Origin of the sequence: Burkholderia sp. 22PA0106 (genome assembly GCF_047497155.1) — a bacterium.
Taxonomy (GTDB): domain Bacteria; phylum Pseudomonadota; class Gammaproteobacteria; order Burkholderiales; family Burkholderiaceae; genus Burkholderia.
The window spans coordinates 3,126,423-3,143,739 of sequence record NZ_CP163163.1 but is presented as its reverse complement, the minus strand read 5'-3'; the positions used below and the strand labels follow the sequence as shown (position 1 = coordinate 3,143,739).

The window sequence follows — 17,317 nt, the reverse complement described above, 5'->3', positions numbered from 1 at the left end:
CAACATGCCCGACGCCCACAACGCGTTCGACATTCCCGTTCTGACCGACGTGCTGGTGCCCGGCAAGGCGGCACTGGCGCGCGCGACGCCGCGGCCCGACGTACCGCCGCACGCCACCGATCTGCCGGACCATCCGCCCGACGTGGCGCCGGGTGTCGCGGCGTCGGGTTTGCCGGCGGTCGATGCAGGCCGGCCGCTTGCCACGGCTTACGATGCACCGGCCGATGCGGCAGGCGCCGATGCGTTGCCGGCTTCGCGGCTTGCGCCGGCTGACGGCGAGCGGGGCGAAGAGGCAGCGCCGTTGGCGGTGGGGGGGCTGGATGCTTCGGCGGCGGCGTTCATGGCGACCGAGCCTGAATCGGTGCCGCAGGAACTGGCCGCGGAGCCGCAGCCGCTTGAATCGCATCGCGCGACTGACCCGGTTGAACCGACGCAGGCCGAAGCGCCGTTTGTGGCTCACGAACCTGAGTCGGTGCCGCAGGAACTGGCCGCGGAGCCGCAGCCGCTCGAATCGCATCGCGCGACTGACCCGGTCGAACCGACACAGGCCGAAGCGCCGTTTGCGGCTCACGAACCTGAGTCGGTGCCGCAGGAACTGGCCGCGGAGCCGCAACCGCTTGAACCGCATCGCGCGACTGACCCGGTCGAACCGACACAGGCCGAAGCGCCGTTTGCGGCTCACGAACCTGAGTCGGTGCCGCAGGAACTGGCGGCGGAGCCGCAACCGCTCGAACCGCATCAGGCAACTGAGTCGGTCGAGCCGACGCAGGCCGAAGCGCCATTCGCCGCACCTGAATCCGAACCGGCATCGCACGAACCGGCAACCGAGCCGCAACCACCGATTCCGCCAGCGTCCGGCGCTCAAGCCGAATCGCAGCCGTCCGAACCCGCAGCCCTGACGCAACCCGAAGCCGCCTTCGCCTCGCCCGAACCCGCCGTGCCGGCGGAATTCGCAGCGATACCCGAGCCGCTCGCGTTGCATGAACCCACCGACGTGTCCGAGCCGACGCCGGCGGAAGCACGGTTCGTCGCGACCGAGCCGGCCGTGCCGCAAGAGTTGGCCGCCACACCCGAACCGTTGCCTGTCCACGAACCCGAGCCGTCCGCCGCGCAGGCCACGCTCCCGTCCGTCATTCACGACGACGAACACGACATCCCGGATGGCGGCCCGCTGGCCTACGCGCTCAATCTCGAGGACGACCGAGCGACCTCGGCACCTGCGGCGCAAACCGAAGCTGCGGCCAGCGATCTCGCCAACCGCACCGAATCGGCCCGGCAGCGCGCCGATGCGCTGCCGCCGCCTGCCTTCGCGCAACTGACGCCGTTCGATGCCGCCACGCCGGTGCCGTCGCGCTTCACCGACGTCGAAACGCCGTTGCCGGCCGAGTTGCGCCACAGCGAATCGGTGGTGGTGCCGCAGCCTCCGCCGGTCAAGATCGATTCGCGCCGCATTGCCGAGCGTCTGCAAGGGCGCGTGAGCGCCTATCTGTCGGGCGAGGGGCGTGAATTGATCGACGCGCGCAGCCGCGAAGTCGTGCAGCAGCACGCGGCCTGGCTGGTGGGCGAGGTGTCGCAACAGGTGGTGTCGGCGCTTGCGCCCGAGATCGAACGCTGGGTGAGCGAGGCCGTGGAAGAGGCGATCGCGCATCGCAATGCGCCCACGTCGGAACACTGACGCGACGCCACGGCAGAGCAAAAGGAAAACGCAGAATCAACGCCGCGCGATGCCTGACCGGCCGCGCGGCGTTCGTTTTTGCCGTCGCCTCACTTCAACGTCAGGATCCACTGCGCCAACGCGCGAGCCTCGTCGCCCGTCACCTGCGTATTGGCGGGCATCGGCACCGAGCTCCATACGCCCACGCTGCCGCGCACGATGGTTTGCGCGAGATAGTCGACGGCGTCGGGGCGCGGCAGATAGCGGTCGGCAATGGCGTGGAACGACGGTCCCATCAGCGGATTGGCGATGGCATGGCATGCCATGCAATTCTTGCGTTGCGCGAGCACCGGGCCGCTGGCCGATTGCTGCGCGATGGCGGGGGCGCTCGATGCCAGCAGCGCAACGAGCGTGGCACCCGGAAACAGGGTTCTCATAGGGGTCTCCGCCGGCTCGTGGGCCGGCCTGGCTGTCCGCGCATTATAGAAGCAAAGGTGCATGGCTTCTCCGCACCTTGCTTCTCGCCGCGCATCGTCCCGCAAACGCGCGCCTGCCGCAGGCTTACCCCGTCACGGCCCCCCGATTGGCCGGCAGCGCCAGCGCCGCGAATTTTGCCAGCACGCCGCGCGTATAACGCGGCGCGGGGCGTTGCCAGGCGGCGCGGCGGCGCGCGATTTCGGCCTCCTCCACGTTCAATTGCAGCAGCAGCCGGTGCGCGTCGATCGTGATCGAATCGCCTTCCTGCACCAGCGCGATCGTGCCGCCGGCGAACGCCTCGGGTGCGACGTGCCCCACCACCATGCCCCAGGTGCCGCCCGAGAAGCGCCCGTCGGTGATCAGCCCGACCGATTCGCCGAGCCCCTTGCCGATGATGGCGGAGGTCGGCGCGAGCATCTCCGGCATGCCGGGGCCGCCTTGCGGGCCGAGATAGCGCAGCACCACCACGTCGCCGGCGCGGATCCGGTCGTCGAGGATCGCCTGCATCGCGCTTTGCTCGTCGTCGAACACGCGCGCCGGGCCGGTGATCACCGGGTTCTTGAGGCCGGTGATCTTGGCGACCGCGCCGTCCTCGGCCAGGTTGCCCTTGAGGATCGCCAGATGGCCCTGCGCATAGAGCGCCCGGTCGATCGGGAAGATCACCTGCTGGTCGGCGCGCGGCACGGGCGGCACGTCGCGCAGCGTCTCCTCGATGGTCTTGCCGGTGATGGTCAGGCAATCGCCGTGCAGCAGCCCCGCGTCGAGCAGGAGCCGCATCACCTGCGGGATGCCGCCGGCCTTGTGCAGGTCGGTCGCGACGAAGCGCCCCGACGGCTTCAGGTCGCAGATCACCGGCACGCGCTGGCGGATTCGTTCGAAATCGTCGATGGTCCAGTCAATCTCGGCGGCGTGCGCGATCGCCAGGTAGTGCAGCACGGCATTGGTCGAGCCGCCGGTGGCCATCAGCACCGACACCGCGTTCTCGATCGAGCGCCGGGTGATGATGTCGCGCGGCTTCAGGTCGCGCTTGACGGCTTCCACCAGCACGCGCGCCGATTCGGCGGCCGAATCGACGGTTTCCTGGTCGGGGTTGGCCATCGTCGACGAATAGGGCAGCGCCATGCCGAGCGCCTCGAACGACGAGCTCATCGTGTTGGCCGTGTACATGCCGCCGCACGAGCCGGTGGACGGGCAGGCATTGCGCTCGATGCCGTCGAAATCCTCCTGCGACATGCGCCCGGCCGTGAACTCGCCCACTGCCTCGAACGCCGACACGATCGTCAGATCGTGCCCCTTCCAGTTGCCGGGGCGGATCGTGCCGCCGTACACGTAGATGCCCGGCACGTTCAGGCGCGCCAGCGCGATCATGCCGCCGGGCATGTTCTTGTCGCAGCCGCCGACCACCACCACGCCGTCCATCCACTGCCCCTGCACGCAGGTCTCGATGCAATCGGCGATCACCTCGCGCGACACGAGCGAATACTTCATGCCCTCGGTGCCCATCGACATGCCGTCGGAAATGGTGGGCGTGCCGAAGATCTGCGGATTCGCGCCGGCCGCCCTGACGGCCTCGACGGCCGCATCGGACAGCCGCTGCAGGCCCGCGTTGCACGGCGTGATGGTGGAGTGGCCGTTGGCGATGCCGATCATCGGCTTGTCGAAATCCGCCTTCTCGTAGCCGAGCGCGTAGTACATCGAACGATTCGGGGAGCGGGCGACGCCTTGCGTGATGTTTTTCGAGCGACGGTTGTGGGACATGAGGGGCTCCATCTCGGGATTCTCGTGACCGGTCGCGAGGCACGGCCGGGGATCCGGCAAGGATGGTGGCTCCGGAAGTGCGTGTCCAATATATTATTCATCGCTTATTGAGTCGCAGAACATATCGATCATGGCTGAACCGACCCCCGATTTACGGCAGTGGCGCTATTTCGTCGCAGTGGCCGACGAGCGCCACTTCGGCCGCGCGGCCACGCGGCTGTCCATGACGCAGCCGCCGCTGTCGCAGGCGATTCGCGCGCTGGAGGCGGCGCTGGGCGTCGAACTGTTCGTGCGCACGCGTCGCTCGGTGGCGCTGTCGGCGGTGGGCGCGGCGCTGCTGCCCGACGTGCGCCGGCTGCTGGCGGCGGCCGACGCCCTGCCGCCGCTGGCCACCAGCCTGGCGCGCGGCGAGGCCGGCACGCTGGCGCTGGCGTTCGTGTCGACGGCCGATTACGGCCTGCTGCCGGCGCTGCTGCGCGAGTTCGGCGCGCGCTACCCGCGCGTGCGGCTCAAGCTGACCGAGGCCACCAGCGACGTGCAACTGGAGATGCTGGCGGCCGGCGCGATCGACGCCGGCCTCGTGATCGCGCCGCTGCCGCCGCGCCACGCGGCCGGGCTGTCGTACCTGACGGTGGCGCGCGAGCCGCTGGTGCTGGCGATGCCCGAGCAGGCCGCGCCCGGCGCCGAGGCGGAGCCGGTCCGGCTCGACGCGCTGGCCGATCTGCCGCTCGTGATCTTCCCGCGTCGTTTGGCGCCCGGCTTTTATGACATCATTACGGGCTGCTACGGCGCGCTCGGCCTCACGCCGCGCATCGGGCAGGAGGCGATCCAGATGCAGACCATCGTCAGCCTGGTGTCGGCCGGCATGGGCGTCGCACTGGTGCCGCAATCGCTGCGTAACCTGCGCCGCACGGGCGTTGCCTACCGTCCGCTCGCGGGCGGCGCGCCGGTCGTCGAAACCGGCCTGGTCTGGCGCACGCAGGAAGTCGGTCCGGTGCTCGCGGGCTTCGTCGACATCGTGCGGCGCCTGGCGGCTACTGATTAAGATGCGCGGTGAACGCGCGCGGGATACGAACGTCAAATGGCAGGCGCGGCTCACGTAGGCCGCGCCGATTCAGCAACTCTCCACACCGACTCATGATCATTCACCCCAATTTCGACCCCGTCGCGATCCATCTCGGACCGCTGGCCGTGCGCTGGTACGGGCTCATGTATCTGCTGGGCTTCATCGCGGCGATCGTCGTCGGCCGCGTGCGGCTGAAGCTGCCGTATGTCGCCGCGCAAGGCTGGACCGCCAAGGACATCGACGACATGATGTTCTACGGCGTGCTCGGCGTCGTGCTCGGCGGGCGTCTCGGCTACGTGCTGTTCTACAAGGCCGATTACTACTTCGCGCATCCGCTCGACATCTTCCGCGTGTGGGAAGGCGGGATGTCGTTCCACGGCGGTTTCCTCGGCGTGCTGTTCGCGATGGTGCTGTTCGCGTGGCAGCGCAAGCGCACCTGGCTGCAGGTCACCGATTTCGTTGCGCCGATGGTGCCGACGGGCCTTGCCGCCGGCCGCTTCGGCAACTTCATCAACGGCGAGCTGTGGGGCCGCGTGACGAGCCCCGATTCGCCGTGGGCGATGCTGTTCCCGGGCGCCTCGCGCGACGACGCGATCTGGCTGTCGCAGCATCCGGCGCTGGCCGCCAAGTGGCATCTGAACGACGTGTTCCTGCAATACCAGATGCTGCCGCGCCATCCGTCGCAACTGTACGAGATCGCGCTGGAAGGCATCGCGCTGTTCCTCGTGCTGTTCTTCTTCGCGCGCAAGCCGCGGCCGGTGGGCGCGGTGTCGGCGCTGTTCCTGATCGGTTATGGCCTCGCGCGCTTCACGGTGGAGTTCGCGCGCGAGCCGGACGACTTCCTGGGCCTGCTGGCGCTGGGGCTATCGATGGGGCAATGGCTGTCGCTGCCGATGGTGGTGGCCGGCGTGCTGCTGCTCGTGTGGTCTTATCGCAAGGCGCGTCGCACCGCGGCGGCCTGAGCGCGGCGCCGGATTCGACGCCCGATACGAAAACGGCCCGACCGGCTTGCGCCGGTCGGGCCGTTTGTCTTGCGGGCCGCGCCGATGCGCGCCACCCGCTCGACGCCATGCGTTACTTCATCTGCACCGAGCCGTTCACGTTGACGGTGACGGTGGCCTTGCCGCCTTCCACGGCGATCGGCGCGGCGGCCTTGGCCGACATCATCGGCGCCGAATCCATCGCCATCATGCGCGGGTACGGCTGCACGCTGCGCCCGCCGCCCACGCTGACTTCACGAATCGCGAAGCCGCCGTAGCCGAACGCCTTGGCCGCTTCGGCGGCACGGTCGCGGAACGACTGGATCGCCTGCGTCGTCAGCTTCTGCTCGGCCGTGCGCTGCGCTTCCGGCGACAGCGAGAACGCGACGTTGCCGACCTGCAGCGAGCTCGACAGGTCGCCCGCGAGCTTCGAGGCGGCCGTGAAATCGCGCGACTCCAGCACGACCTCGGTGCGGCCGCGCCAGGCGGAAATCTTGCCGTCGCGATCGGTGCTCGGATAGACCGAGAAGCCGCCGGTGCGCGCGGTGACGCCCGACACGCCGCGCGCACGCGACAGCGCCGCATCGGCGCGGCGGTTCAACTCGGCGGTCAGGCTGCCCGGATCCTTCGCTTCCTGTTCGTAGAACAGCGTGATGTCGACCACGTCCTGCGGCACGTCGATGCTGGCTTGTGCCGACAGCGACAGCACGCCGGCCGGCTGCGGCGCGACCTGGGCGTGGACGGCGGGGATCATGGCGGACAGCGCGAGTGCCAGTGCGGCAGCGGATTTTTTCATCGTATGAGCTCCTGTTGGTGCGCGGCGCGAGGCAGGTTCGCCGGGGCCGCGCGTCTTGTCGAGGCAGCCGCGGGCAGCCGTGGCCCGCGATTGCGCGAGCGTTAGGCAGATGAAAGACGCATCGAGTTCCGGCGCTGTGCGGGCGATTTGACGATGTCTGACCGAGCGCAGCATCGGTGCGTCACTTCATCAGCTTCTCGGTGATGAAGCGCCATTCCGCGCGCGTGACCGGCGTGATCGACAGGCGGTTGCCTTTAGCGAGCACGCGCATCTCGGCCAGCGCATCGTGCTCGCGCAGCGCGGCCAGTGCGATCAGTGGGCTCTTCTTCACGAAGCGCACGTCGACGAGCGTCCAGCGCGGGTTCTCGTGCGTCGACTTCGGATCGTGATACGGGCTGGCCGCATCGAACTGGGTGGGATCGGGGTAGGGGGTGGACGACACTTCGGCCAGCCCCGCGATGCCCGGTTCGGGGCAGCTCGAGTGATAGAACAGCACGCCGTCGCCGATCCGCATCGTGTCGCGCATGAAGTTGCGTGCCTGATAGTTGCGCACGCCGGTCCACGGCAGCGTGTGCTGCGGCGCCTTGGCGAGATCGTCGATGCTCGCTTCGTCCGGTTCGGATTTCATCAGCCAGAATTGCATGGATGCGCTCGCTGAAAGAGGGGGCTGAAGAGGCGAGAGAGCGGCATGACGCGCGAGAAAACGCGGCCGCCAATGAAAAACGGCACCGGGCGTGGCCCGATGCCGTTGAATAGGTCCCCGCCTTGGCCGCTAGGCCGGCATCCTGAACCAGGGGTTCAGAATTGGTCGCAGTTAGCAGCACTTCGGGTACATCAGACAGAGTGACGCGCTCGCCCGTGCTACAAATTTCCGCAACCGTGCACGAAGGCTATTGGTTCAAGGAATATATGACCTTGGCGAACCAGGCAGGGAAGCTGAGAGAACCTTGTGGATTCGATCTTGTGGACCGGACCCGTATGAACCGCTTGATTCGGAGCAGCCCTGAGGCCGTTCCGACGAGCCGCTTATCGCGCCTCTTGCTGGGCCAGCACCGCACCGAGCTGCTCATTCATGTGGTGCATTGTACGCCGGATTTCTTCCGCGGGAAATGCTTCGCCGTGACGAACGCTTTGTTGCAGCCGGAGCAACTCCGAAGCCAGCGACAGCGCAGCCATGACCGCGATGCGATCGGTGCCGCGCACGGAGCTGTTGGTGCGGATCTTCGACATCTCGGCATCGACGCGCGCCACCGCTTCGAGCAGCGCCGCTTCCGTTTCGGGCGAGCAGGCGAGGCGGTACGACTGGCCGAGAATCGATACTTCGATCTGCTTCGTGGTCATGCATGTTCTCCGTGGCTGGCCGCGTCGTTATCCTTGCCACCGGCCGGTTCCGCGGCGCCGAGCAGATCGAGCTGGCTGTCGCCGTCGGCGGCCTGCTTCGAGCGCGGCAGTTTCTCGAGGATCGCGTTGAGCTTGATCTGCGCATCGTCGATCTTCGCGGAGAGCGTGTCGCGCTCGGAGACGAGACCATTGCGTTCATCGCGCAATTGTTCGAGCTCGACGCGCACCGCTTCGGAATCGGCGCGCAATTGCGCGACCTGTTCCTCGAGCGCGAGCCGCTCGGTGTGATGGCGTTGATTCAGCGCGATCAGGCGGCCGATATTCTGAGATAGGGTTTCGAGTTCGTTAAGCATGTGCTGCGTCCTCTAAAGACCCGGCATTTTAGCGCGGAAAGCCCGCCGTACCGACATTTGTAACGTATCCAGACGTAACACCCCCCTTCCTGACGTGAAATGCGCTGCAAAGCACGGCATTTGATTCGTTGCACGACACGATGGCGGGGCCGGGCGGCTTTCTTGACGCGCGGTTTTGCCGCTCCTACACTGGCGCCGCTTCGGTGCTCGCGCGTCATGCCTCGGCGTGGCGCGCGGTTAAACGGGAAGCAGGGTGCGATGCCGGCAACGGCGCGTCAACCTGCGCTGCCCCCGCAACGGTAAGCGACCGCGTCGACGTTTTCAGCATGAACGCCGACGCAAGCCGTCCCTCGATCGGCCGCCTGGCGGCCGTGGCCACTGCGCTGCCTGTCGCGCGGGAAGGCGGGGCGTGCCGGTCGCCAGCCCGGATACCGGCCGAAGCGGGGAAGCGCGCCGCGCGCGGCTTCCGGAGGCGGGACCTGCGGGGAGGCAGGCGCCGCGCTGGCCCACAGGATGTTCTCGATGCGTACCCCGATTGTCCGCGCCGCGCTTGCCGCGACGTGCGGGCTCCCCTGTCTTGCGAGCGCGCAGGTCGATGCGCCGCAGGCGGTGTCTGCCGCCGTGCCGAATGCAACGGCCCAGGCAACCGCCGCCGTTACCCCTGCCGCGAATCCCGCCGCCACCGCACTCGACCCGGTGGTCGTGACCGCGAGCCGCGGCCCGCAAAAGCTCGCCGACGCCTTGCCGCAAACCACGCTGTTCTCGCGCGACGACATCGCCCGCAGCAGCGCCACCGATCTGCCGGGCCTGCTCGCGCTGGCACCGGGCGCGCAGATCGTGCGCAACGGCGGCCCCGGCTCGACGGCCTCGCTGTTCCTGCGCGGCGCGCAATCGACTCAGTCGCTGGTGCTGGTCGACGGCGTGCGGGTGGATTCGGGCAGCCTCGGCGCGGCGCAGATCGCCGACCTGCCGCTCGACCAGATCGACCATGTCGAGATCGTCAACGGCAACGTGTCGTCGCTGTACGGCTCGGGCGCGATCGGCGGCGTGGTGCAGGTGTTCACCAAGGATGGCGGCAATCATCCGCCGCGCTTCGATTTCTCGGTGGGCTACGGCAGCTATCACACGCAAACGCAGCAGGCCGGCGTGTCGGGCCGGCTCGACGCCGACGGGCGCACCACGTTCTCGCTGTCGCTGTCGCGCGAGAAGACCGACGGCTTCTCGGCGATCGATCCGGCGCTGCAACCCGGCGCGAACCCGAACGCGAACGGCAACCTGAACGAAAGCGTGTCGGCCACGCTGCGGCATCGCTTCACGAACGGCTGGACAGCCGGCGTGAGCTGGTTCCAGGCGAACGACACCAACAGCTTCGACAACGCCTACGGCGCGCCCACCGATCTCAACACGCTCTACAGCTGCGTGCAGCAGATCTCGGCCTTCGCCGACGGCAAACTGGCCGACTGGTGGACCACCCGCCTGCGCGTGTCGACCGGCAACGATCGCAGCCAGAACTGGCTGAACGGCGCCTACACCGACCGCTTCAACACCGACAATCGCCAATACACCTGGCAGAACGATTTCACGATCGCGCACGGCCAGACGATCCAGGCCGGCTACGAGCGGCTCGATCAGTCGTTCGATTCGGATCTCTATTCGGCGCCGCAGCGGCATGTGAATTCGGGCTGGCTCGGCTATACGGGCCGTGTCGGCAACAGCCAGTTCCAGGCCAACGTGCGGCGCGATCAGTACTCCGATTTCGGCGGCGCCAACAGCTACTATCTCGGCTACGGGCTCGATCTGGGCGAGCACTGGAAGGTCACGGCCAGCTACTCGGATGCGTTTCGCGCGCCGACCTTCAACGATCTGTACTATCCGCTGTCGGGCAATCCGGCGATCCTGCCCGAGCGCAGTCATTCGGTGGAGGCGGGCCTGCAATACGCGTCCGATGCGCTCGGCTTGCTGCGCCTGAACCTGTTCCAGACGCGCTACGCGAATCTGATTCAATACGTGCCGGGCCCGGGCGGCTTCATCTACACGGCCGAGAACGCGGGTCGCGCCAAGGTGCAGGGGCTGGAGGCATCGTGGCAGGGGCAGCTCGGGCGCACTGATTTGCGCGTGTCGGCCACGCTGCAAAACCCGGTCGACCAGAGCGCGGATCAGGATCTCGTGCGGCGCGCGCGGCGGTTCGCGGCGTTCTCGGCGAGCCATCCGTTCGGCGGCTGGCGCGTCGGCGGCGAATGGCTCGTCAGCGGCGCGCGCGACGATTTCGGCGAGCGGCTCGGCGGCTACGGCGTGGTGAACCTGACGGCGCGCTACGACATCACGAAGGCGTGGTACGTCAGCGCGCATCTCGACAACCTGTTCGACAAGGATTATCAGCTTGCCTATGCGTACAACACGCCGCGGCGCGGCGCCTACGTCACGATCGGCTGGCGGCAGCCGTGACGGCGGCGCGTCATGGAGCGTGACAGGGATGACGGCATGCAACGCGTCCTGAGCCAAGCCCGGAGCGCCCGATGAACGCCCCGATGCCGCGCGCGGCGACCATGACGCGCGCCCGTGCCATGACGATCTGGGCCGGGCTCGCCGTGGCGGCGGCGCTCGTGTTCGTGGCGTCGCTTGCGCTCGGCAGCGTGCCGGTGTCGCCGTGGCGCGCGCTCGGTGCGTTGGTCGCGCCGGCCGGCGGCGACCCGCTGACGGGCGAAATCGTGCGCAGCCTGCGGCTGCCGCGTGCGTTGGCCGGCTTCGGTTGCGGCGCGCTGCTGGCGCTGGCCGGCGCGTTGTTGCAGGTGCTGCTGCGCAATCCGCTGGCCGAGCCGTACGTGCTCGGCGTGTCGGGCGGCGCGGCCGGTTTCGCGCTCGCGGCGATGATCGCGGGCGGCGCGTGGTGGTTCGTCGATGCCGCGTCGTTTGCCGGCGCGTTGCTGTCGATCGCGCTCGTGCTCGGCCTGGCGCGCCGCTCGCTGGTGCTGGCCGGTGGCCTGCACGATGGCGCGCGCGACGCCTCGCCCCGCTTGCTGCTGACGGGCGTGGTGATCGCGTCCGGCTGGGGCGCGCTCGTCACGCTGATGCTGTCGATCGCGCCCGACAACCGGCTGCGCGGCATCGTGTTCTGGCTGGCGGGCGATTTGTCGAGCGCCGCGCCGCCGTGGGTCGCGCTCGGCGCGCTGGCGTGCGTTGCCGCGGCAGCGCTGCCGGTCGCGCCGCAACTGAACGCGCTGCTGCGCGGTGACGTGGCGGCCGCCTCGCTCGGTGTGCCGGTGGCGCGGCTGCGCTTGCGCATCTACCTGATCGCCTCGCTCGCCGCCGCCGCGGCGGTGACCACGGCGGGCACCATCGGCTTCGTCGGGCTGGTCGCGCCGCATGCGCTGCGGCTCGCGTTCGGCAACGACCAGCGCATGCTGTTGCCGGCGTCGATGCTGGCGGGCGGCGCGGGCGTGATGGCGGCCGACCTCGTCGCGCGCACGGCGATCGCACCCGCGCAACTGCCGGTGGGCGCGATGACCGCGCTGATCGGCGTGCCGGCGTTTCTATGGATGCTGTTGCGCAGGCCGAGCCGATGAACACGCCAGCGTCCTTTGCCCCACACGAATGGCGCGCCCGCGATTTGACGCTGACCGCGGGCGAGCGCCGTCTCGTCGAAGGCTTGTCGCTGCGCTTCGCGCCGGGCGAGCTGTGGTGCATCGCCGGGCCGAACGGCGCGGGCAAGACCACCTTGCTGGCCGCGCTCGCGGGCTTGCGCGCACCGGCTGCCGGCCATGTCGAAGGCGACGGGCAACCGTTGCACGCATGGCGGCCCGACGCGCTGGCGCGTCGCCGCGCGGTGATGGCGCAGGCCCAGCACGACGCGTTCTCGGCCAGCGTGTTCGACACCGTGCTCGCCCATCGCTTCCCCCATCTGGCCGGCTGGGGCTGGGAGCGCGACGCCGATCTGGCCGCCGCCCACGACGCGCTGGCATCGCTCGGCCTCGACGCCCTGGCCGCGCGCGACGTGCTGACGCTGTCGGGCGGCGAACGGCAACGTGTCGCGCTGGCCGGCGCGCTGTGCCAGGATGCGCCGCTGCTGCTGCTCGACGAGCCGTTCGCGCACCTCGACCTGCATCATCAGGCCGACTGTTTCGCCGCGCTCGTGCGCTGGCTGCACGCCGCGCCGCGCACGGCGATCGTGTCGTGCCACGATCTGAATCTGGCGCGCCGCTTCGCCACCCACGCGCTGCTGCTCGATGGCCGCGGCGGCGCGCAGGCCGGCCCCGCGCGCACGGTGCTGTCGGCCGAGGCGGCCAGCGCCGCGTTCGGCTATCCGCTCGTGCTGATCGAGCGCGACGGCCATGAAGCGCTGGTGCCGGCGTGGCCGGCCGAGCACGCACGATGAACCGTCACGACCCACGCTTGCCCGATTTCCGACTCAGCCCGGCGCGCCCCGCGCGCCGCATGCCAACCGAACCGACGATGTCCGCATGAACCCTCAATCGATTTCCTACGCCGTTCCCCCGATCGCCGTGCCGGACCCGGCGCTGCGCGCGACGCTCCAGCATCTGATCGACACCAAGACCAAGCCGCCCGGCAGCCTCGGCAAGCTCGAAGCGCTGGCGCTGCAACTGGGCCTGATCCAGCAGAGCACGACGCCGCGCATCGAGCGCCCGGTGGTGATCGTGTTCGCGGCCGATCACGGCATCGCGGCCGAGGGCGTGAGCCCGTATCCGCAGGCCGTGACCGCGCAGATGGTGGCGAACTTCCTGGCCGGCGGCGCGGCGATCAACGCGTTCTCGAAGGTCGGCGGCTGCGAGCTGGAGATCGTCGACGCGGGCGTGGCCACGCCGCTGCCGGCTTCGCCGGCGCTGGTGTCGGTGCCGGTCGCGCCGGGTACGCGCAACTTCGCGCGGGAGCCGGCGATGAGCACGGCGCAACTGCATGCCGCGCTGGCGGCGGGCGCGGCGCGCGTCGCGTACCACGCGGCGCTCGGCACCAACGTGATCGCGTTCGGCGAGATGGGCATCGCCAATACTTCGGCGGCCGCCTGCCTGATGAGCCGCCTGGTCGGCGTGCCGCTGGCCGACTGCGTGGGTCGCGGCACCGGCCTCGACGATCGCGGGCTGGCCCACAAGCGCGCGGTGCTCGAAAAGGCGCTCGCGCGCGACGCCGGGGCGGTCGCGCCGCTCGACGTGCTGGCCGCGTTCGGCGGCTTCGAGATCGCGATGATGACGGGCGCGTTCCTGGCCGCCGCGCAGGCGCGCATGACGATCGTGGTGGACGGCTTCATCGCCAGCTCGGCGCTGCTGGTGGCGGTGGCGCTCGAACCGGCCGTGCGCGACTACTGCGTGTTCTCGCATGTGTCGGACGAGAACGGCCATCGCCGCATGCTGGCGCATTTCGGCGCCGAGCCGCTGCTCGCGCTCGACCTGCGGCTCGGCGAGGGCACCGGCGCGGCGCTGGCCTTGCCGCTGTTGCGTGCGGCCACCGCGTTCGTCAACGAGATGGCGAGCTTCGACGCGGCCGGCGTCGACAATCGCGACGACGCCTGAGGCGAGACACACGATGCGCGCATCCGCCGAACTTCGCTATTTCTTCGTTGCGCTCGGCTATTTCACGCGCGTGCCGGTCCCGAAGCGGATCGGTTATGCATCCGGCGACCTCGATCATGCGGCGCGCTATTTCCCGTTGATCGGCGTGTGCATCGGTGCGCTGGCCGCGCTCGTCTACGGGCTGGCGGTGCGGGTCTGGCCGCCGGGCGTGGCGGTGCTGCTGTCGATGGCGGCCACGCTGATCGCGACCGGCGCGTTTCACGAGGATGGCCTGGCCGACAGTTGCGACGGCTTCGGCGGCGGCTACACGCGCGAGGACGTGCTGCGGATCATGCACGATTCGCGGATCGGCACGTTCGGCGCGGTGGCGCTGGTGGTGTCGCTCGCGCTGAAATGGCAGGCGCTCGCGGCGCTGCCGCCGTGGCGGGCGGCCTGGGTCTTGCTGGCCGCGCACGCGGCGAGCCGCGTCGCCGCGGTCAGCCTGCTGGTGTCGCTCGATTACGTGCGCAGCGAGGGCAAGGCCAAGCCGGTCGCGCAGCGCATGTCGGTGCGCGCGTTCGCGTTCGCTGCGGCGTGCGGGCTGCCCTGGCTGTTCTGGCCGGACTGGCGGCTCGGGCTGCTGACGCTCGGCGTGCTGGTGTTGCTGCGCGCGGCCGTCGCCCGTTACCTGCTGCGGCGGCTCGGCGGCTATACCGGCGATTGCCTCGGCTTCGCGCAGCAACTGGCCGAACTCGCGATCATCCTGACGGTGCTCGGATGGATGTCGTCCTGATCCGCCATCCGGCGCCGGCCGTCGAGGCGGGCCTCTGCTATGGCGCGTCGGACGTGCCGCTGGCCGGCGATGCCGCAAGCGAGGCGCGCGCGATCGTCGCGCGGCTCGATGCGCGCGGGTTGGCGTGGCCCGGCGTGATCGGCAGCAGCCCGCTCGTGCGTTGCGCATCGGTGGCGCGGGCGATGGGCGAGGCGTTGCAATGCGAGGTGCGCGTCGATGCGCGCCTGCGCGAGATCGATTTCGGTGCGTGGGAAATGCGCAGTTGGGACGCGATCGGCGGCGACGCGCTCGATCGTTGGCAGTCCGATTTGATGGGCGCACGCGAACATGGCGGCGAAAGCGCGACGCAGTTGATGGCGCGGGTGGCGCCGCTCGGCGCCGAGTGGCTCGAAGGCGCGGCGCAGGGCAGCGCCGTGTGCGTCACGCATGCGGGCGTGATGCGTGCGCTGGCCGCGCAATGGCTCGGCGTGCCGCTCGCGAGTTTGCTCGCGCGCCGCATCGCCCATGGCGGATGTCTGTGGTTCACGCACGACGCCGCGCAAGGCTGGCAACTGCGCTGGTGGGACGACACCATCGCGTAACGATGGCGTCGGTGTTCGACGTCAACGCCGGCGCGAGCGCGCCACATCCAGATCGCGGCACACCTGCTCCGCACCGAGCGCGAGCCGTGGTGTCGGCCGCGTCAACCAATCTCCATCGATCGCGAACAGGTTGCCGCGCGCGACCGCCGTCAGTTGCGGCCAGCGCCGCCAGCGATCGAGGCTCGGCAGCGCGGCGTCGCCGACGGTCGCGCCTTGCGCCGTCGCCACGATCGCTTCGGGGTTGGCGGCCAGCACGGCTTCGTCGTCGACGGTCGGCGCGACCGGCTTCAGCGCCGCGAACACGTTGCGGCCGCCGCACAGATTCAAGACATCGCTGACGATCTGCGAGCCGTTCAGCGTGGTCAGCGGGCGATCCCAGATCTGCAGGAACACGTCGACGGGTGGTTTCGACGCGTAACGCTCACGCAGCGCGGCGATCCGCTGCCGATACGTGGCGGCGGCCGCGTCCGCCGTGTCGCGCGTGCCGAGCAGGCGGCCAAGCTTGTCGAGCGAGACGGCCACGTCGTCGAGCCGCTTCGGTTCGCTGACGTAGACGGGGATGCCGAGCGCTTCGAGCTGCGCCGTTTGCCGGTCGGCGTTGCCGTGGCGCCAGACCACGATCAGGTCGGGCTTCAGCGCGACGATCCGTTCGAGATCGAGCGAGCGGTTGTCGCCGACGCGCGGCAGCGCGCGGGCCGCCTCGGGATAGTCGCTGTACGACACCGCGCCGACCATCGCCGGGCCGCCGCCGGCCGCGTAGAGCAGCTCGGTGGCGTGCGGCGCGACGCTGATCACGCGCTGCGCCGGCGCGGCGAGCGTGACGGTACGGCCGGCGTCGTCGGTCACGGCGATGCCGGCCGAAGTCGATGCGCAAGCCGATGCGGAAGCGGACGCCGCCCACAGCGCGACGGCGAGTGCGGCAACGTGAATGCGCGCCATCGTTCAGGATTCCGATGCAGCGGCTTGCGCCGAATAGCCGGCGAGCGCGGCTTCGAGCCGTTGCCATTGGTCCGGCGTGCCGGGCAGGCCGATCCGGATGCTCGGCGCGTGCGCGAAGAAGCGCGTCCAGATGCCTTGCGCGGCCAGCGCCTCGTGCAGCGCGAGCGCACGCGCGTCGTCGGTCCAGCAGAACAGCGGCGTGGCCTGTACCGCGAAGCCGTGCGCGGCCAGCAGCGCGGCAAGCCGCGCGCCGTCGGCCGCCAGGCGGGTGCGTGCCGCCTCTTGCCATGCGGTGTCGGCCAGCGCGGCCGTGGCCGCATGCTGGGCCGGGCCGCTGACGGTCCACGCGCCCAGCGCGCCGCGCAATTGCGCGAGCCGCGCCGGCTCGGCCAGCACGAAGCCGACGCGTACGCCGGCCAGCCCGAAGAACTTGCCGATCGAGCGCAGCACGAACAGCCCCGCCAGGTGCGTGTCGGCGGCGAGCGTGGCCGGTTCGTGCGCGCCGGCCGTATCGGCGAACGCTTCGTCGACGATCAAGGCGCCGTCACGCGCGGCCAGTTGCGCGTGCCAGTCGAGCAACTGCGCGCGCTCGATGCGTTCGGCCGTCGGGTTGTTCGGATTGCCGACGATCACGTAGCGCAGCGCATCGGGCAGGCGCGCGGCGCCGATCGAGAAGCGCTCGACGGCGTGGCCGTGCCGCATGAAGGCCGGCGCGTATTCGCTGTAGGCCAGCGCCGCGACGCCGGCCGTGCCCGGCTCGAACAGCGCGGGCAGCGCGCGGATCGCGGCCTGGCTGCCGGCCACCGGCAGCACGTGCGCCGCGTCGGGCGCGCCGTAATGGCGGGCGGCCAGCGCGGCGAGTGGTGCATCGTCGCCCGGCAGTTGCCGCCACGCGGCGGCCGGCACCGGCGGCACCGGATAGCCGATCGGATTGATGCCGGTCGACAGGTCGAGCCAGTGCTCGAGCGCGATGCCGTAGCGGCGCGCGGCGTCGTGCGGGTTGCCGCCATGCGTGATGGCGGGCGGGATCGGCGGGGAATCGTTCATGACGCGGGACGAAGAGGGCGACGCGGGAGGC

At 69.8% G+C, this 17,317-nt stretch carries 17 protein-coding genes, 1 other RNA gene and 1 riboswitch; of the genes, 9 read left to right on the top strand and 9 right to left on the bottom strand.

Going from position 1 to position 17,317, the window contains the following annotated elements; all coding sequences use genetic code 11:
* Positions 1-4 precede the first annotated feature (4 nt).
* A complete protein-coding gene (locus tag AB4850_RS28930) occupies positions 5-1,675 on the top strand; it encodes a DUF2486 family protein (RefSeq protein ID WP_414442845.1) in 1,671 nt (556 codons plus the stop codon).
* 89 nt (positions 1,676-1,764) lie between these two features.
* Here the strand turns inward: AB4850_RS28930 and AB4850_RS28925 are convergent, their stop codons facing one another.
* Together AB4850_RS28925 and ilvD are read right to left on the bottom strand one after the other, a co-directional pair.
* Positions 1,765-2,091 carry a c-type cytochrome gene (locus AB4850_RS28925; RefSeq protein ID WP_414442844.1) on the bottom strand — a complete coding sequence of 109 codons (327 nt, stop codon included), beginning with the start codon at positions 2,089-2,091 and terminating at the stop codon, positions 1,765-1,767.
* Between the two features lie 124 nt (positions 2,092-2,215).
* Positions 2,216-3,889: a dihydroxy-acid dehydratase gene (gene ilvD, locus AB4850_RS28920; RefSeq protein WP_414442843.1), complete on the bottom strand. Its 1,674-nt coding sequence runs from the start codon at positions 3,887-3,889 to the stop codon at positions 2,216-2,218.
* 130 nt (positions 3,890-4,019) lie between these two features.
* Here ilvD and AB4850_RS28915 point away from each other — a divergent pair, with 130 nt between their 5' ends.
* Together AB4850_RS28915 and lgt are read left to right on the top strand one after the other, a co-directional pair.
* Positions 4,020-4,934 carry a LysR family transcriptional regulator gene (locus tag AB4850_RS28915; protein WP_414442842.1) on the top strand — a complete coding sequence of 305 codons (915 nt, stop codon included), beginning with the start codon at positions 4,020-4,022 and terminating at the stop codon, positions 4,932-4,934.
* A 92-nt stretch (positions 4,935-5,026) separates the two neighbouring features.
* Positions 5,027-5,917 carry a prolipoprotein diacylglyceryl transferase gene (lgt, locus tag AB4850_RS28910; RefSeq protein WP_414442841.1) on the top strand — a complete coding sequence of 297 codons (891 nt, stop codon included), beginning with the start codon at positions 5,027-5,029 and terminating at the stop codon, positions 5,915-5,917.
* Positions 5,918-6,029: 112 nt separating this feature from the next.
* On the opposite strand, the gene AB4850_RS28905 is transcribed toward lgt, so the two are convergent.
* The 5 genes from AB4850_RS28905 to AB4850_RS28885 all read right to left on the bottom strand — a co-directional run bounded on the left by AB4850_RS28905 (position 6,030) and on the right by AB4850_RS28885 (position 8,425).
* Positions 6,030-6,731 carry an SIMPL domain-containing protein gene (locus AB4850_RS28905; protein WP_414442840.1) on the bottom strand — a complete coding sequence of 234 codons (702 nt, stop codon included), beginning with the start codon at positions 6,729-6,731 and terminating at the stop codon, positions 6,030-6,032.
* Between the two features lie 181 nt (positions 6,732-6,912).
* Complete coding sequence (locus AB4850_RS28900) at positions 6,913-7,374, bottom strand: EVE domain-containing protein (protein ID WP_414442839.1); 462 nt, start codon at positions 7,372-7,374, stop codon at positions 6,913-6,915.
* A 110-nt stretch (positions 7,375-7,484) separates the two neighbouring features.
* A non-coding RNA gene (gene ssrS / locus AB4850_RS28895) (6S RNA) lies at positions 7,485-7,668 on the bottom strand.
* A gap of 89 nt (positions 7,669-7,757) precedes the next feature.
* Positions 7,758-8,072, bottom strand: coding sequence for a cell division protein ZapA (locus AB4850_RS28890; RefSeq protein ID WP_414442838.1), 315 nt, complete (start codon positions 8,070-8,072; stop codon positions 7,758-7,760).
* Entirely contained in the window at positions 8,069-8,425 is a 357-nt protein-coding gene (locus AB4850_RS28885) for an ATPase (RefSeq protein WP_414442837.1), read from the bottom strand. Before AB4850_RS28885 ends, AB4850_RS28890 begins: the two co-directional genes overlap by 4 nt.
* Before the next feature lie 184 nt (positions 8,426-8,609).
* Positions 8,610-8,880: riboswitch (cobalamin riboswitch) on the top strand.
* Between the two features lie 67 nt (positions 8,881-8,947).
* On the opposite strand from AB4850_RS28885, the gene AB4850_RS28880 reads away from it, so the two are divergent.
* The 6 genes from AB4850_RS28880 (at position 8,948) to cobC (ending at position 15,300) form a co-directional block, all read left to right on the top strand.
* Complete coding sequence (locus AB4850_RS28880) at positions 8,948-10,870, top strand: TonB-dependent receptor domain-containing protein (RefSeq protein WP_414442836.1); 1,923 nt, start codon at positions 8,948-8,950, stop codon at positions 10,868-10,870.
* A 71-nt stretch (positions 10,871-10,941) separates the two neighbouring features.
* A complete protein-coding gene (locus tag AB4850_RS28875) occupies positions 10,942-11,988 on the top strand; it encodes a FecCD family ABC transporter permease (RefSeq protein ID WP_414442835.1) in 1,047 nt (348 codons plus the stop codon).
* Positions 11,985-12,797 (top strand): ABC transporter ATP-binding protein, encoded by an 813-nt coding sequence (locus AB4850_RS28870; protein WP_414442834.1) that lies wholly within the window; start codon positions 11,985-11,987, stop codon positions 12,795-12,797. The genes AB4850_RS28875 and AB4850_RS28870 overlap by 4 nt, the downstream gene beginning before the upstream one ends.
* Before the next feature lie 85 nt (positions 12,798-12,882).
* On the top strand, positions 12,883-13,947 hold the full coding sequence (cobT, locus tag AB4850_RS28865; RefSeq protein ID WP_414442833.1) for a nicotinate-nucleotide--dimethylbenzimidazole phosphoribosyltransferase: 1,065 nt from the start codon (positions 12,883-12,885) through the stop codon (positions 13,945-13,947).
* A gap of 13 nt (positions 13,948-13,960) precedes the next feature.
* A complete protein-coding gene (locus AB4850_RS28860; RefSeq protein WP_414442832.1) occupies positions 13,961-14,719 on the top strand; it encodes an adenosylcobinamide-GDP ribazoletransferase in 759 nt (252 codons plus the stop codon).
* Positions 14,704-15,300: an alpha-ribazole phosphatase family protein gene (gene cobC, locus AB4850_RS28855; RefSeq protein ID WP_414442831.1), complete on the top strand. Its 597-nt coding sequence runs from the start codon at positions 14,704-14,706 to the stop codon at positions 15,298-15,300. Before AB4850_RS28860 ends, cobC begins: the two co-directional genes overlap by 16 nt.
* A 21-nt stretch (positions 15,301-15,321) precedes the next feature.
* Here the strand turns inward: cobC and AB4850_RS28850 are convergent, their stop codons facing one another.
* Positions 15,322-16,239, bottom strand: coding sequence for a cobalamin-binding protein (locus AB4850_RS28850; protein WP_414442830.1), 918 nt, complete (start codon positions 16,237-16,239; stop codon positions 15,322-15,324).
* 3 nt (positions 16,240-16,242) lie between these two features.
* Entirely contained in the window at positions 16,243-17,286 is a 1,044-nt protein-coding gene (gene cobD / locus AB4850_RS28845) for a threonine-phosphate decarboxylase CobD (protein ID WP_414442829.1), read from the bottom strand.
* Between the last annotated feature and the right edge of the window lie 31 nt (positions 17,287-17,317).